This window comes from Dactylosporangium sp. NPDC051541 (assembly GCF_044454505.1).
In the GTDB taxonomy this organism is placed as follows: domain Bacteria; phylum Actinomycetota; class Actinomycetes; order Mycobacteriales; family Micromonosporaceae; genus Dactylosporangium.
This window is the reverse complement of sequence record NZ_JBITDU010000011.1, coordinates 82,457-95,959: the sequence shown is the minus strand read 5'-3', so window position 1 is coordinate 95,959 and position 13,503 is coordinate 82,457. Positions and strand designations below refer to the sequence as shown.

At 67.5% G+C, this 13,503-nt stretch carries 23 protein-coding genes and 1 pseudogene; all 24 read left to right on the top strand.

All coding sequences use genetic code 11. From position 1 onward, the window contains the following. Positions 1-32 precede the first annotated feature (32 nt). Entirely contained in the window at positions 33-1,226 is a 1,194-nt protein-coding gene (tuf, locus tag ACIA8L_RS38715; RefSeq protein ID WP_395912463.1) for an elongation factor Tu, read from the top strand. Between the two features lie 328 nt (positions 1,227-1,554). Then, complete coding sequence (gene rpsJ, locus ACIA8L_RS38710; protein ID WP_018347762.1) at positions 1,555-1,863, top strand: 30S ribosomal protein S10; 309 nt, start codon at positions 1,555-1,557, stop codon at positions 1,861-1,863. Between the two features lie 12 nt (positions 1,864-1,875). Further along, positions 1,876-2,547 (top strand): 50S ribosomal protein L3, encoded by a 672-nt coding sequence (gene rplC / locus ACIA8L_RS38705; RefSeq protein WP_395912462.1) that lies wholly within the window; start codon positions 1,876-1,878, stop codon positions 2,545-2,547. Next, positions 2,544-3,212, top strand: coding sequence for a 50S ribosomal protein L4 (gene rplD, locus ACIA8L_RS38700; protein ID WP_395912461.1), 669 nt, complete (start codon positions 2,544-2,546; stop codon positions 3,210-3,212). Before rplC ends, rplD begins: the two co-directional genes overlap by 4 nt. A 1-nt stretch (position 3,213) precedes the next feature. Continuing rightward, positions 3,214-3,516, top strand: a complete 303-nt coding sequence (gene rplW, locus ACIA8L_RS38695) for a 50S ribosomal protein L23 (protein WP_395912459.1) — start codon at positions 3,214-3,216, stop codon at positions 3,514-3,516. Positions 3,517-3,528: 12 nt separating this feature from the next. Then, positions 3,529-4,368, top strand: coding sequence for a 50S ribosomal protein L2 (gene rplB / locus ACIA8L_RS38690; RefSeq protein ID WP_395912458.1), 840 nt, complete (start codon positions 3,529-3,531; stop codon positions 4,366-4,368). Between the two features lie 12 nt (positions 4,369-4,380). Further along, complete coding sequence (gene rpsS / locus ACIA8L_RS38685) at positions 4,381-4,662, top strand: 30S ribosomal protein S19 (protein WP_190249384.1); 282 nt, start codon at positions 4,381-4,383, stop codon at positions 4,660-4,662. Positions 4,663-4,691: 29 nt separating this feature from the next. Continuing rightward, positions 4,692-5,132, top strand: a pseudogene (rplV, locus tag ACIA8L_RS38680) (50S ribosomal protein L22); the annotation flags it as partial. A 128-nt stretch (positions 5,133-5,260) separates the two neighbouring features. After that, entirely contained in the window at positions 5,261-6,115 is an 855-nt protein-coding gene (gene rpsC / locus ACIA8L_RS38675) for a 30S ribosomal protein S3 (RefSeq protein WP_395912457.1), read from the top strand. Between the two features lie 3 nt (positions 6,116-6,118). Then, positions 6,119-6,544: a 50S ribosomal protein L16 gene (rplP, locus tag ACIA8L_RS38670; protein ID WP_203845084.1), complete on the top strand. Its 426-nt coding sequence runs from the start codon at positions 6,119-6,121 to the stop codon at positions 6,542-6,544. Then, complete coding sequence (gene rpmC, locus ACIA8L_RS38665) at positions 6,544-6,783, top strand: 50S ribosomal protein L29 (protein ID WP_395912456.1); 240 nt, start codon at positions 6,544-6,546, stop codon at positions 6,781-6,783. Before rplP ends, rpmC begins: the two co-directional genes overlap by 1 nt. Before the next feature lie 2 nt (positions 6,784-6,785). Next, positions 6,786-7,070, top strand: a complete 285-nt coding sequence (rpsQ, locus tag ACIA8L_RS38660) for a 30S ribosomal protein S17 (RefSeq protein ID WP_223099103.1) — start codon at positions 6,786-6,788, stop codon at positions 7,068-7,070. Positions 7,071-7,155: 85 nt separating this feature from the next. After that, positions 7,156-7,524, top strand: coding sequence for a 50S ribosomal protein L14 (gene rplN / locus ACIA8L_RS38655; RefSeq protein ID WP_033357657.1), 369 nt, complete (start codon positions 7,156-7,158; stop codon positions 7,522-7,524). Between the two features lie 2 nt (positions 7,525-7,526). Next, positions 7,527-7,841 carry a 50S ribosomal protein L24 gene (gene rplX / locus ACIA8L_RS38650; protein WP_395912454.1) on the top strand — a complete coding sequence of 105 codons (315 nt, stop codon included), beginning with the start codon at positions 7,527-7,529 and terminating at the stop codon, positions 7,839-7,841. Next, complete coding sequence (gene rplE, locus ACIA8L_RS38645; RefSeq protein ID WP_350611879.1) at positions 7,841-8,404, top strand: 50S ribosomal protein L5; 564 nt, start codon at positions 7,841-7,843, stop codon at positions 8,402-8,404. Before rplX ends, rplE begins: the two co-directional genes overlap by 1 nt. A gap of 13 nt (positions 8,405-8,417) precedes the next feature. Then, positions 8,418-8,603 (top strand): type Z 30S ribosomal protein S14, encoded by a 186-nt coding sequence (locus tag ACIA8L_RS38640; protein ID WP_223099095.1) that lies wholly within the window; start codon positions 8,418-8,420, stop codon positions 8,601-8,603. Positions 8,604-8,666: 63 nt separating this feature from the next. Next, positions 8,667-9,074, top strand: coding sequence for a 30S ribosomal protein S8 (gene rpsH / locus ACIA8L_RS38635; protein ID WP_395912452.1), 408 nt, complete (start codon positions 8,667-8,669; stop codon positions 9,072-9,074). A 13-nt stretch (positions 9,075-9,087) separates the two neighbouring features. After that, positions 9,088-9,630: a 50S ribosomal protein L6 gene (gene rplF / locus ACIA8L_RS38630; protein ID WP_395912450.1), complete on the top strand. Its 543-nt coding sequence runs from the start codon at positions 9,088-9,090 to the stop codon at positions 9,628-9,630. Continuing rightward, positions 9,627-10,022: a 50S ribosomal protein L18 gene (gene rplR / locus ACIA8L_RS38625; RefSeq protein WP_395912448.1), complete on the top strand. Its 396-nt coding sequence runs from the start codon at positions 9,627-9,629 to the stop codon at positions 10,020-10,022. Before rplF ends, rplR begins: the two co-directional genes overlap by 4 nt. A gap of 14 nt (positions 10,023-10,036) precedes the next feature. Beyond that, positions 10,037-10,663 (top strand): 30S ribosomal protein S5, encoded by a 627-nt coding sequence (rpsE, locus tag ACIA8L_RS38620; protein ID WP_395912446.1) that lies wholly within the window; start codon positions 10,037-10,039, stop codon positions 10,661-10,663. 2 nt (positions 10,664-10,665) lie between these two features. Then, positions 10,666-10,848, top strand: a complete 183-nt coding sequence (gene rpmD / locus ACIA8L_RS38615) for a 50S ribosomal protein L30 (protein ID WP_223099083.1) — start codon at positions 10,666-10,668, stop codon at positions 10,846-10,848. Between the two features lie 4 nt (positions 10,849-10,852). Then, the gene (rplO, locus tag ACIA8L_RS38610) at positions 10,853-11,311 is read left to right on the top strand and encodes a 50S ribosomal protein L15 (protein ID WP_395912444.1); all 459 of its coding nucleotides are present in this window, start codon (positions 10,853-10,855) and stop codon (positions 11,309-11,311) included. A 197-nt stretch (positions 11,312-11,508) separates the two neighbouring features. Next, a complete protein-coding gene (gene secY, locus ACIA8L_RS38605; protein WP_395912872.1) occupies positions 11,509-12,846 on the top strand; it encodes a preprotein translocase subunit SecY in 1,338 nt (445 codons plus the stop codon). After that, complete coding sequence (locus ACIA8L_RS38600; RefSeq protein ID WP_395912443.1) at positions 12,846-13,499, top strand: adenylate kinase; 654 nt, start codon at positions 12,846-12,848, stop codon at positions 13,497-13,499. The genes secY and ACIA8L_RS38600 overlap by 1 nt, the downstream gene beginning before the upstream one ends. Positions 13,500-13,503 lie beyond the last annotated feature (4 nt).

Below are 13,503 nucleotides of genomic sequence, written 5' to 3'. Positions count from 1 at the left end.
CCGCGAACCAAGAAGTCCACAGGAGGACACCAGTGGCGAAGGCGAAGTTCGAGCGGACTAAGCCGCACGTCAACATCGGCACCATCGGTCACATCGACCACGGTAAGACGACGCTGACGGCGGCCATTACCAAGGTGCTGCACGACCGCATGCCGGACGTGAACCCGTACACGCCGTTCGACGAGATCGACAAGGCGCCGGAGGAGAAGGCCCGCGGCATCACGATCTCGATCGCGCACGTCGAGTACCAGACCGAGGCCCGGCACTACGCGCACGTCGACTGCCCGGGTCACGCCGACTACATCAAGAACATGATCACCGGTGCCGCGCAGATGGACGGCGCGATCCTGGTGGTGGCGGCGACCGACGGCCCGATGCCGCAGACCCGCGAGCACGTGCTGCTGGCCCGCCAGGTCGGTGTGCCGTACATCGTCGTGGCGCTCAACAAGAGCGACATGGTCGACGACGAGGAGCTCCTCGAGCTCGTCGAGCTCGAGGTTCGTGAGCTGCTGTCGAGCCAGGAGTTCCCGGGCGACGACGCGCCGGTCGTGCGCGTCTCCGCGCTCAAGGCGCTCGAGGGCGACCAGAAGTGGTCGGACGCGCTCATGGAGCTCATGACCGCTGTCGACACCGCGATCCCGCAGCCCGAGCGCGAGACCGAGAAGCCGTTCCTCATGCCCGTCGAGGACGTCTTCACGATCACCGGCCGTGGCACGGTCGTGACCGGTCGTGTCGAGCGTGGCATCCTCAAGCCGAACGAGGAGGTCGAAATCGTTGGCATCAAGGCCAAGTCGATGAAGACCACCTGCACGGCGATCGAGATGTTCCGCAAGATCCTCGACGAGGCGCGCGCCGGTGAGAACGTCGGCCTGCTCCTGCGTGGTATCAAGCGCGAGGACGTCGAGCGCGGCATGGTCGTGGTGAAGCCGGGGAGCAACACCCCGCACACCGATTTCGAGGCGACCGTCTACATCCTCTCCAAGGAGGAAGGTGGCCGGCACACCCCGTTCTTCCAGAACTACCGGCCGCAGTTCTACTTCCGCACCACGGACGTCACCGGCGTCGTCACGCTGCCCGAGGGCACCGAGATGGTCATGCCGGGCGACAACACCAGCATGTCGGTGCAGCTCATCCAGCCCATCGCGATGGAGGAAAACCTCCGCTTCGCGATCCGCGAGGGTGGCCGCACCGTCGGCGCCGGCCGTGTGACGAAGATCATCAAGTAACAACCAAGAGGTACCCCGATTTCACTTTGTCGCAGTGCTTGCGGCATAATGGACGGGTTGCGTCGCGGGGCGGTCGAGACTGCTCGATGAGGAGTCTCGACCGCTTCTGCGCGGCGTCAGTTCTGTTGAGCTGGCGCGGATCCCCTCAACGGGCGTGGCACGCCCTGGGGTAGGTCTCCGAAGCGGGAAATCGCATGCGGCGGAGCCTGGCCCTTGGCCGCGACACGCCCGAGCGCGGGGGTCGGACAGACACCAATAGGCGGCACCGGACCCTTCGGGGTTTGGCGGGGCTGCGAAGCCCCGCATGAGAGAGGGAACTGAAGCCACCATGGCGGGACAGAAGATCCGCATCCGGCTCAAGGCCTACGACCACGAGGTCGTCGACTCCTCGGCGCGGAAGATCGTCGAGACGGTCACGCGCACCGGGGCTCAGGTCGCGGGGCCGGTGCCGCTGCCCACTGAGATCAACCGCTACTGCGTGATCCGCTCGCCGCACAAGTACAAGGACTCGCGCGAGCACTTCGAGATGCGCACGCACAAGCGTCTGATCGACATCATCGACCCCACCCCGAAGACGGTCGACTCGCTCATGCGGCTCGACCTGCCGGCCGGCGTCGACATCGAGATCAAGCTGTAGGGACTCGGACTTATGGACAGGCAAGTCAAGGGCATCCTGGGTGAGAAGCTCGGCATGACCCAGGTCTGGGACAACGGCAAGGTTGTCCCCGTGACCGTCGTGCAGGCCGGCCCGTGCGTCGTGACCCAGGTGCGCACGCCCGACAACGACGGCTACTCGGCGGTCCAGCTGGCTTGGGGCCAGATCGACCCCCGCAAGGTGAACAAGCCGCGCGCCGGCCACTTCGCCAAGGCGGACGTCGCCCCGCGCCGGCACGTCGTCGAGCTGCGCACCACCGACGCCGGCGAGTACTCGCTCGGCCAGGAGGTCAGCGCCGACACCTTCGCCGCCGGCCAGCGCATCGACGTCACCGGCCGCACCAAGGGCAAGGGCTACGCCGGCGTCATGAAGCGGCACGGCTTCCACGGTCTGCGGGCCAGCCACGGTGTCGAGCGCAAGCACCGTTCGCCCGGTTCGATCGGCGCCTGCGCGACCCCCGGCCGCGTCTTCAAGGGCGTCCGGATGGCCGGTCGCATGGGTGGCGCGCGCTTCACCGTGCAGAACCTCACCGTGCAGGCGATCGACGCCGAGCAGGGCCTGATCCTCGTCCGGGGCGCCGTCCCCGGCCCGAAGGGCAGCCTCGTGCTCCTGCGCTCCGCCGCCAAGGTCGAGGTCAAGGCGCAGAAGGGTGGGATCACCAAATGAGCACCGTCGACGTCCGTAAGGCCGACGGCACCACCAACGGCACCGTCGAGCTCCCCGACGACATCTTCGACGCCCAGGCCAGCATTCCGCTGCTGCACCAGGTCGTCATCGCCCAGCTCGCCGCGGCCCGTCAGGGCACGCACAAGGCGAAGAGCCGGGGCGAGGTCGCCGGTGGTGGCAAGAAGCCGTACAAGCAGAAGGGCACCGGCCGCGCCCGTCAGGGCTCGATCCGGGCGCCGCAGTTCACCGGTGGTGGCGTGGTCCACGGCCCCGTGCCGCGCGACTACACCCAGCGGGTGAACAAGAAGATGAAGGCGGCTGCCCTGCGCGGCGCGCTCTCGGACCGCGCCCGCGAGGGTCGCATCCACGTCGTCGAGACCTTCATCGAGGGCGAGACGCCGAAGACCAAGGACGCGCTGACCGTGCTGCGCGGCATCACCGAGGACCGTCGCGTCCTGGTGGTGCTCGCCCGCGACGACGAGGCCAACTGGCTGAGCCTGCGCAACGAGCAGTCGGTCCACCTGCTGGTCGCCGACCAGCTCAACACCCACGACGTGCTCATCGCCGACCAGGTGATCTTCACCAGCGCGGCGCTGGACGAGTTCCTCGGGGTGCCGGCCGAGTCGGGCGAGAGCGCCGACGCCGACAGCAACGAGGAGGGCTGAGATGGCGACGATCGCCGACCCGCGGGATGTGATCATCCAGCCGGTGGTCTCCGAGAAGAGCTACAGCGAGCTCAACCGCAACTGGTACACGTTCCTGGTGCACCCGGACGCCAACAAGACCGAGATCAAGATCGCGATTCAGCAGATCTTCAACGTCCGCGTCCTGTCGGTCAACACCATCAATCGCGAAGGCAAGCGCAAGCGGACCCGGACGGGGTTCGGCAAGCGCAAGGACACGAAGCGGGCGATGGTGAAGCTCGCCGAGGGTGACCGGATCGAAGCCTTCGGCGGACCGGTCAGCTGAGGGGTATAGACGATGGCTATCCGTAAATACAAGCCGACGACGCCCGGTCGTCGTGGTTCGAGCGTTGCCGACTTCGCCGAGATCACCCGATCGACGCCGGAGAAGTCGCTGCTCGTCCCGCTGCCGAACAAGGGCGGCCGCAACGTGCACGGGCGCGTGACCGCACGGCACCAGGGCGGCGGGCACAAGCGCCAGTACCGGTTGATCGACTTCCGGCGGGCTGACAAGGACGGGATTCCGGCCAAGGTCGCCCACATCGAGTACGACCCCAACCGGACCGCGCGCATCGCCCTGCTGCACTACGCCGACGGCGAGAAGCGCTACATCATCGCCCCGAAGGACCTCAAGCAGGGCGACCGGGTCGAGGCGGGTGCGGGCGCGGACATCAAGCCCGGCAACAACCTGCCGCTGCGCAACATCCCGGTCGGCACCACCGTGCACGCGGTGGAGCTGCGTCCGGGCGGTGGCGCGAAGCTGGCCCGCTCGGCCGGCGTCGGCATTCAGCTGCTGGGCCGCGAGGGGCAGTACGCCACGCTGCGTATGCCCTCCGGTGAGATCCGCCGGGTCGACGTGCACTGCCGCGCGACCGTGGGTGAGATCGGCAACGCCGACCAGTCCAACATCAACTGGGGCAAGGCCGGCCGTATGCGGTGGAAGGGCAAGCGCCCGACCGTCCGTGGTGTCGCGATGAACCCGGTCGACCACCCGCACGGTGGTGGTGAGGGTAAGACCTCGGGTGGTCGCCACCCGGTCAACCCGAAGGGCAAGCCGGAGGGCCGCACGCGGCGCAAGGGCCAGCCGAGTGACCGTCTCATCGTCCGTCGGCGTTACGCCACCCGGAAGCGCGGCTAAGGAGCCTGAGCAATGCCTCGCAGCCTGAAGAAGGGCCCGTTCGTTGACGACCACCTGATCAAGAAGGTGGAAGTCCAGAACGCCAAGAACTCCAAGAACGTCATCAAGACCTGGTCGCGCCGGTCGACGATCGTCCCCGAGATGCTCGGGCACACGATCGCCGTCCACGACGGACGCAAGCACGTGCCCGTCTTCGTGACCGAGGCGATGGTCGGGCACAAGCTCGGCGAATTCGCTCTGACCCGCACGTTCAAGGGTCACGAGAAGGACGACCGGAAGAGCCGCCGCCGCTAAGGCGATAAAGGAATCAAGGGGATTTCCCGATGCCAACGAAGAGCGAGGCGGCGCTGCCCGGTGCGCGGGCGATCGCGCGGCACGTCCGCGTGTCGCCGATGAAGGCGCGCCGTGTGGTGAACCTTGTGCGCGGCCTGCCCGCGCGCGAGGCGCTCACGGTGCTCCAGTTCGCGCCGCAGTCGGCGAGCGAGCCGGTCTACAAGGTCCTTGCCAGCGCCATTGCCAACGCAGAGAACAACGAGCGTCTCGACCCCGATTCGCTCCTGGTCGCCGAGTGCTACGTCGACGAGGGTCCGACGCTCAAGCGGTTCCGGCCGCGGGCGCAGGGCCGGGCGTACCGCATTCGCAAGCGCACCAGCCACATCACGATTGTGGTCGAGAGCGTCCCGGCCGCCCAGGCCCGCGCGGCGAAAGCCGGCGTGGCCAAGGCGACCAAGGCCGCCAAGGCCGTGACCCCGGAGACCGACGAGGTCGACGAGGTCGAGGAGTCGAAGCCGGCTAAGAAAGCGGCGGCGAAAAAGGCCGCTCCGGCCAAGAAGGCCGAGACGGCCAAGCAGGCCGACGCCGACGAGGCTGACGCCGAGGAAGGGACCGAGTAATGGGTCAGAAGGTTCACCCGCACGGGTTCCGGCTCGGTATCAGCACCGACTGGAAGTCGCGCTGGTACGCCGACAAGCTCTACAAGGACTACATCGCCGAGGACGTCAAGATCCGTCGGATGATGTCCAAGGGCCTGGAGCGGGCCGGCATCGCCAAGGTCGACATCGAGCGCACCCGCGACCGGGTCCGCGTGGACATCCACACGGCCCGCCCGGGCATCGTCATCGGCCGTAAGGGCGCCGAGGCGGACCGCATCCGGGCCGAGCTCGAGAAGCTCACCGGCAAGCAGGTCCAGCTCAACATCCTCGAGGTGAAGAGCCCCGAGTCGGACGCTCAGCTCGTCGCGCAGGCCGTGGCCGAGCAGCTGTCCAGCCGGGTCAGCTTCCGCCGCGCGATGCGCAAGTCGATGCAGTCGGCGATGAAGAACACGCTTGTCCGCGGCATCCGGGTGCAGGTATCCGGCCGCCTGGGCGGCGCCGAAATGAGCCGTACCGAGTTCTACCGCGAGGGCCGCGTTCCGCTGCACTCGCTGCGCGCGAACATCGAGTACGGCTTCTTCGAGGCGCGTACGACCTTCGGCCGCATCGGCGTGAAGGTCTGGATCTACAAGGGCGACGCCGTTCCGGGTCGCGAGGCGCCGGCCGAGGCCGCCGCTCCGCGTGGCCGCCGTGACCGCGCCGACCGGCCCGAGCGGCCGCGTCGTGGGCGTTCCGGCTCCTCCGGCACGACCGCCGGTGGCACCGAGGCCGGTCGGGCCGCGGCCGCCGCGCACGCCGCCGAGGCGGCTGCCGGCGAGCCCGCTCCCGCCGCCGAGACGGCCGCCGCTCCGGCAGAGACGCAGCAGGAGGGCTGACGAATGCTGATCCCTCGTAAGCCCCCGAAGGGCTTCCGCAAGCCGCACCACCCGGACCGTCACGGTCCGGCCAAGGGCGGCACGCGCGTGGTCTTCGGCGAGTTCGGTATTCAGGCTCTCGAGCCCGCGTACATCACGAACCGCCAGATCGAGGCCGCGCGTATCGCGATGACCCGGCACATCAAGCGTGGTGGCAAGGTCTGGATCACGATCTTCCCGGACCGCTCCATCACCAAGAAGCCGGCCGAGACCCGGATGGGTTCCGGCAAGGGTTCGCCGGAGTGGTGGGTGGCCAACATCAAGCCGGGCCGCATCCTCTTCGAGATGTCGTTCCCGAACGAGCAGATCGCCCGCGAGGCGATGCGCCGCGCGATCCACAAGCTTCCTTTGAAGTGCCGGATCGTCACGCGCGAAGGGGCTGATGTCTGATGGCCGCCGGTATCAAGGCCAACGACCTGCGTGAGCTGTCCGACGAGAACCTCGTCGAGAAGCTGCGGGAGGCCAAGGCGGAGCTGTTCAACCTCCGCGTGCAGTCGGCCACCGGCCAGCTGGACAACCACGGGCGGCTGCAGATCATCCGCAGGGACATCGCCCGGATCTACACGATCATGCGCGAGCGCGAGCTGGGTCTTTCGGCGGCGCCCGACGCTGTGGCTGAGGTGGCATGAGCATGAGCGAGCAGACGACCGAGTCGGGCACCGAGGTGCGCGGCCGCCGCAAGGTCCGCGAGGGCCTGGTGGTGAGCGACAAGATGAACAAGACCGTCGTCGTGGCGGTCGAGGACCAGGTCAAGCACCCGCTGTACGGCAAGGTCCTGCGCCGCACGAGCAAGCTCAAGGCGCACGACGAGCAGAACGCGTGTGGTGTCGGCGACCGGGTGCTGCTCATGGAGACCCGCCCCCTGTCGGCGACCAAGCGCTGGCGGGTCGTGGAGATCCTCGAAAAGGCCAAGTAAGGCTTTCGTTCCGCCAAGCTCGGCGCCGGTGCCGGGGTACTGCTCCAAGCCGGCGCCGAGAACTGGCAGACATTAGGAGACAAGCGTGATTCAGCAGGAGTCGCGGCTGCGCGTCGCCGACAACACGGGAGCCCGGGAAATCCTGTGCATCCGTGTGCTCGGTGGCTCCGGCCGCCGCTATGCAGGCATCGGCGACATCATCGTGGCCACGGTGAAGGACGCCATTCCGGGCGCCGGCGTGAAGAAGGGCGACGTGGTCAAGGCCGTCGTCGTCCGCACCACGAAGGAGCGGCGCCGGCCGGACGGCTCATACATCCGCTTCGACGAGAACGCCGCCGTCATCATCAAGGACGGTGGCGACCCGCGCGGTACCCGTATCTTCGGCCCGGTCGGCCGGGAGCTGCGGGACAAGCGTTTCATGAAGATCATCTCGCTCGCGCCGGAGGTGTTGTAGCCGTGAAGGTCAAGAAGGGCGACACCGTCCTCGTCATCGCCGGTAAGGACAAGGGCACCCGGGGCAAGGTCCTGGCCGCGCTGCCCCGCGAGGACAAGGTCCTCGTCGAGGGCGTCAACCGGGTCAAGAAGCACACCCGCATCCGCACCACCCAGCGGGGCTCGAAGACCGGCGGCATCGTGACGCAGGAAGCCCCGATCCACATCTCGAACGTGATGGTGATCGACTCGGACGGGAACCCCACCCGCGTCGGCGCCCGCGAAGACGAGAACGGCGTGAAGACCCGCGTCTCCCGCCGCTCCGGTAAGGAACTGTGATGACGACGGTCGAGAAGGTGAACCCGCGCCTCAAGCAGCGCTACCGCGACGAGATCGCGGGCGCCCTGCAGGAGCAGTTCAAGTACGCCAACGTCATGCAGATCCCGGGCGTGGTGAAGGTCGTCGTGAACATGGGTGTCGGCGAGGCTGCTCGCGACTCCAAGCTCATCGACGGCGCGGTGCGCGACCTGGCCACGATCACCGGCCAGAAGCCGCAGGTCCGGCGGGCGACCAAGTCCATCGCGCAGTTCAAGCTGCGCGAGGGCATGCCGATCGGTGCCAAGGTCACGCTGCGCAACGACCGGATGTGGGAGTTCCTGGACCGGCTGCTGTCCATCGCGCTGCCGCGTATCCGTGACTTCCGTGGTCTGGACGGGCGCAAGCTCGACGGCAACGGCAACTACACGTTCGGTCTCACCGAGCAGTCGGTGTTCCACGAGATCGACCAGGACCGCATCGACCGGCCGCGAGGGATGGACATCACCGTGGTCACCACCGCTCGCACGGACGAGGAAGGTCGCGCGCTGCTCAAGCTGCTCGGCTTCCCTTTCCGTGAGAACTAGGGAGAACTGACCAATGGCGAAAAGAGCCCTTGTCCTCAAGGCCGCCGCGAAGCCCAAGTTCGCGGTCCGCGCGTACACCCGCTGCCAGCGCTGCGGCCGGCCGAAGGCCGTCTACCGCAAGTTCGGCTTGTGCCGCGTGTGCATCCGCGAGATGGCGCACCGTGGTGAACTGCCCGGCGTTTCCAAGGCTTCCTGGTAATCCTCCTTCGCCGCAGGCCCACCGGTCCGGTGCGGAACCGCGGCGAGAAAGGCTGACAAACCCATGACCATGACCGACCCGATCGCAGACATGCTGACCCGTCTGCGCAACGCCAACCAGGCGTACCACGACCGGGTGTCGATGCCCTATTCGAAGATCAAGGCGAACATCGCCGAGGTGCTCAAGTCCGAGGGCTACGTGTCCGCGTGGCTGGTTCAGGAGCCGGAGGAGGGCAAGGTCGGCAAGACCCTTGTCGTCGACCTCAAGTACGGCCAGAACCGTGAGCGCAGCCTCGCCGGCATCCGCCGCGTGTCGAAGCCCGGCCTTCGCGTCTACGCGAAGTCGGTCGAGATGCCGCGCGTGCTCGGTGGTCTCGGTGTGGCCATCATCTCGACGTCCCAGGGCCTCCTGACCGACAAGCAGGCCCGCAAGCGAGGGGTGGGCGGGGAAGTCCTCGCCTACGTCTGGTAAGGGAGGGCATCACATGTCTCGCATCGGACGTAAGCCGATCACGGTGCCCTCGGGCGTCGAAATCAAGATTGACGGCCCGGTCGTCACCGTCAAGGGCCCGAAGGGCCAGCTGAGCCACACCCTGGCCGAGCCGATCACGATCGAGCGGGCCGAGGACGGCAACTACAGCGTCGTCCGCCCCGACGACGAGCGGAAGTCCAAGGAGCTGCACGGGCTCTCCCGCACGCTGGTCTCCAACATGGTGGTCGGCGTGACCGAGGGGTACCGCAAGAGCCTGGAGATCGCCGGCACTGGTTACCGCGTCACGGCCAAGGGCGCCGACCTCGAGTTCGCGCTCGGGTTCTCGCACCCGGTCCTCGTGACGCCGCCGCCCGGGATCACCTTCACGGTCGAGCGGCCGACGGTGTTCCACATCGCCGGTATCGACAAGCAGCAGGTGGGCGAGGTCGCCGCCAACATCCGCAAGATTCGCCCGCCGGAGCCGTACAAGGGCAAGGGCGTGCGGTACCAGGGCGAGGTCATCCGCCGCAAGGCCGGAAAGGCTGGTAAGAAATGAGCGCCACGCTGCTCAAGCGCCGCAACTCCGGCGGCGTTGCCGCCACGCGCCGCACGGGGCGTGCTCGCCGGCACTTCCGCATCCGCAAGCACGTCGGTGGCACCGCCGAGCGTCCGCGCCTGGTCGTCACCCGCTCACTGCGCAACATCACCGCACAGATCGTCGACGACCTCAAGGGCCACACGCTGGCCTCGGCCTCGACGCTCGACGCGACCATCCGCGGCACCGACGGCGACAAGAAGGCGCAGGCCGCGAAGGTCGGCACCCTCCTCGCCGAGCGGGCGAAGGCCGCGGGTGTCGGCAAGGTCGTCTTCGACCGTGGTGGCAACAGGTACGCCGGCCGCATCGCGGCTCTGGCCTCCGCCGCCCGCGAAGCCGGACTCGAGTTCTAGAAGGAGAAACGTTCATGCCTGGTCCTCAGCGCAGGGGCGGCGGGTCCGGTAACACCAATGAAGGTGGTGGCGGCCGTCGCGAGAATCGTCGTGAGGGTGGCGGCCGCGGCAACGCGCCCGCCGAGAAGACGCCCCACCTCGAGCGGGTCGTCGCGATCAACCGTGTCGCCAAGGTCGTGAAGGGTGGTCGTCGCTTCAGCTTCACCGCCCTGGTCATCGTCGGCGACGGCGACGGCACGGTCGGCGTCGGCTACGGAAAGGCCAAGGAGGTGCCCGCGGCCATCGCCAAGGGTGTCGAGGAGGCCAAGAAGCACTTCTTCAAGGTTCCGCGGCTCGCGGCGAGCATTCCGCACCCGGTGATCGGCGAGGACGCGGCCGGTGTCGTGCTGCTCAAGCCGGCCTCCGCCGGTACGGGCGTCATCGCCGGCGGTCCGGTCCGCGCCGTCCTGGAGTGCGCGGGCATCCACGACGTGCTCTCCAAGAGCCTGGGCTCCTCCAACGCCATCAACATCGTCCACGCGACGGTGGCGGCGCTGAAGAAGCTCGAGTCGCCCGAGGCCGTGGCCGCGCGCCGGGGCCTGCCGGTCGAGGATGTCGCGCCGGCCGCCATGCTGGCCGCGCGGGCCGGGGCGGGTGCGTAACGATGGCCCGTCTCAAGGTCACCCAGATCCGGTCCGAGATCGGCGGCAAGCAGAACCAGCGCGACACGCTGCGCTCGCTCGGCCTGAAGCGGATCCGCGACGTTGTCGTCAAGGAGGACCGTCCCGAGATCCGCGGGATGATCCACACCGTGTCGCACCTCGTCGCGGTTGAAGAGGTGGAGTAATTCCATGACGATCAAGCTGCACCACCTGCGGCCGGCCCCCGGCGCCAAGACCGCCAAGACCCGTGTGGGTCGCGGTGAGGGCTCCAAGGGCAAGACCGCCGGTCGTGGTACCAAGGGTTCCAAGGCCCGCAAGAACATCTCGGCGGCGTTCGAGGGTGGGCAGATGCCCCTCCACATGCGCCTGCCGAAGCTCAAGGGCTTCCGCAACCGCAACCGGGTCGAGTTCCAGGTTGTGAATCTTGCACGCCTGGCCGAGCTCTTCCCGCAGGGCGGCGAGGTCGGCGTGGCCGAGCTCGTGCAGGCCGGCGCCGTCCGCAAGGGCGAGCTGGTCAAGGTCCTCGGCGACGGCGAGCTCGGCGGCGTGAAGCTGCAGGTCAGCGCGCACAAGTTCAGCGCGTCGGCCAAGGAGAAGCTCGAGGCGGCCGGCGGTTCTGTGAAGCTGCTCGGCGGCGAGCTCGAATAGAGCGCTATCGTGGCGTCCACCAACGTGGTGGGCGCCACGCGGTGCGTCCAAAGCCGGACGTGATGTGCCCCGGACATCCTGTTAGAGTCCGTTGCGCAGTAACACGCTCGACTCATACGTTTCGTCAGTGACATCGGTACCACCCGGACCCCACCTCGTCGGCCGAACGAACGGCCGCCTTGCGCAGGAGGATGAAGTTGCTCTCCGCCTTTGTTAGCGCGTTCCGAACGCCTGACCTGCGCAAGAAAATTCTTTTCACGTTGCTGATGATCGGCATCTACCGGCTCGGCGCCACCCTGCCCAGCCCCGGTGTGTCCTACGGCAACGTGCAGAAGTGCCTCAACATCGTCGAGAACAGCAAGGACAACCAGGTCTTCACCCTGCTGAACCTGTTCTCCGGTGGTGCACTGCTCCAGCTGTCGGTGTTCGCGCTGGGCATCATGCCCTACATCACCGCGAGCATCATCCTGCAGCTCCTGACGGTGGTGATCCCGCGCCTGGAGCAGCTGCGCAAGGAAGGCCAGTCCGGCCAGGCGAAGATCACCCAGTACACGCGCTACCTGACCCTCGGCCTCGGCATCCTGCAGGCCTCGGCGTTCGTCGCCCTGGCGCGGTCCGGCCAGCTCTTCGGCGGCGCGTGTGACCAGTCGACCTACCCGATCATCCCGGACACCGGCCGCATCCCGATGTGGCTGACGCTGACCTGCCTCGTCATCACGATGACGGCCGGCACCGGCGTCATCATGTGGCTCGGCGAGATGGTCACCGACCGCGGTGTCGGCAACGGCATGTCGGTCCTCATCTTCACCTCGATCGCGGCCCGCCTTCCGCTCGAGGGCATCCAGATCTGGCAGGACGACCGCACCACGTTCTTCATCATCGTCGGCCTGGCCGTCGTGGTCATCGCGTTCGTGGTCTTCCTGGAGCAGGCGCAGCGCCGCATCCCGGTTCAATACGCGAAGCGGATGATCGGCCGGCGGATGTACGGCGGCACCTCGACCTACATCCCGCTGAAGGTCAACCAGGCGGGTGTCATCCCGGTCATCTTCGCCTCGTCGCTGCTCTACATCCCGCAGCTGATCACCTCATTCGCGGGCACCGACTCGACCAACAAGACGATCCTCTGGATCAACCGGAACATCGTGCCGCAGAACAGCGCCTGGCACATCTCGATCTACTTCCTGTTGATCATCTTCTTCACCTACTTCTACGTGTCCATCACCTTCAACCCGACCGAGGTGGCGGACAACATGCGGAAGTACGGCGGATTCGTGCCGGGTATCCGGCCGGGCAAGCCCACGGCCGAGTATCTTGACTTCATCCTCAGCCGCATCACCCTTCCCGGTGCGCTCTACCTGGGCATCATCTCGATCCTGCCCAACCTGCTCATCGGGATCGTGGGCGGGACGCAGGCTCTATCCAACTTCCCGTTCGGTGGCACCGCAGTACTCATTATTGTTGGTGTGGGCCTCGAGACGGTGAAGCAGATCGAGAGCCAGCTGATGCAGCGCAACTACGAAGGGTTCCTCCGGTAGTGAGGCTGGTGCTGGTAGGTCCCCCCGGGGCGGGCAAGGGGACCCAGGCCGAGTACATCGCCGCGCACCTCGCCGTGCCCAAAATCTCCACCGGCGACATCTTCCGGGCCAATGTCGGGCAGGGCACCCCGCTCGGCGTCGAGGCGAAGCGGTACATGGACGCGGGCCAGCTCGTGCCGGACGAGGTCACCATCAACATGGTGTCCGACCGGCTGGCCGAGGGCGATGCGACCGACGGCTTCCTGCTCGACGGATTTCCCCGCACGGTTCCACAGGCCAACGCGCTGGACAAGCTGCTGGCCGACCTGGGCACCGGGCTCGACATCGTGCTCGAGCTCGTGGTCGAGAACGAAGAGGTCATCCGCCGGCTCTCGGGCCGGCGGACCTGCCGCGGCTGCGGGAAGATCTGGCACGTCGAGTTCGACGCGCCGACCCACGACGGCGTGTGCGACCGCTGCGGCGGCGAGCTGTTCCAGCGCGACGACGACAAGGCCGAGACCATCGCCGAGCGGCTGAAGGTCTACGCCCGCGACACGTCGCCGCTGGTGGACTACTACGGCGCACAGGGCAAGCTGGTGGGCATCGACGCGACGGGTCCGGTCGAGGACATCACCGTGCGCGCCATCGATGCCCTCCGCTCATACGGCGCCTGAGCAC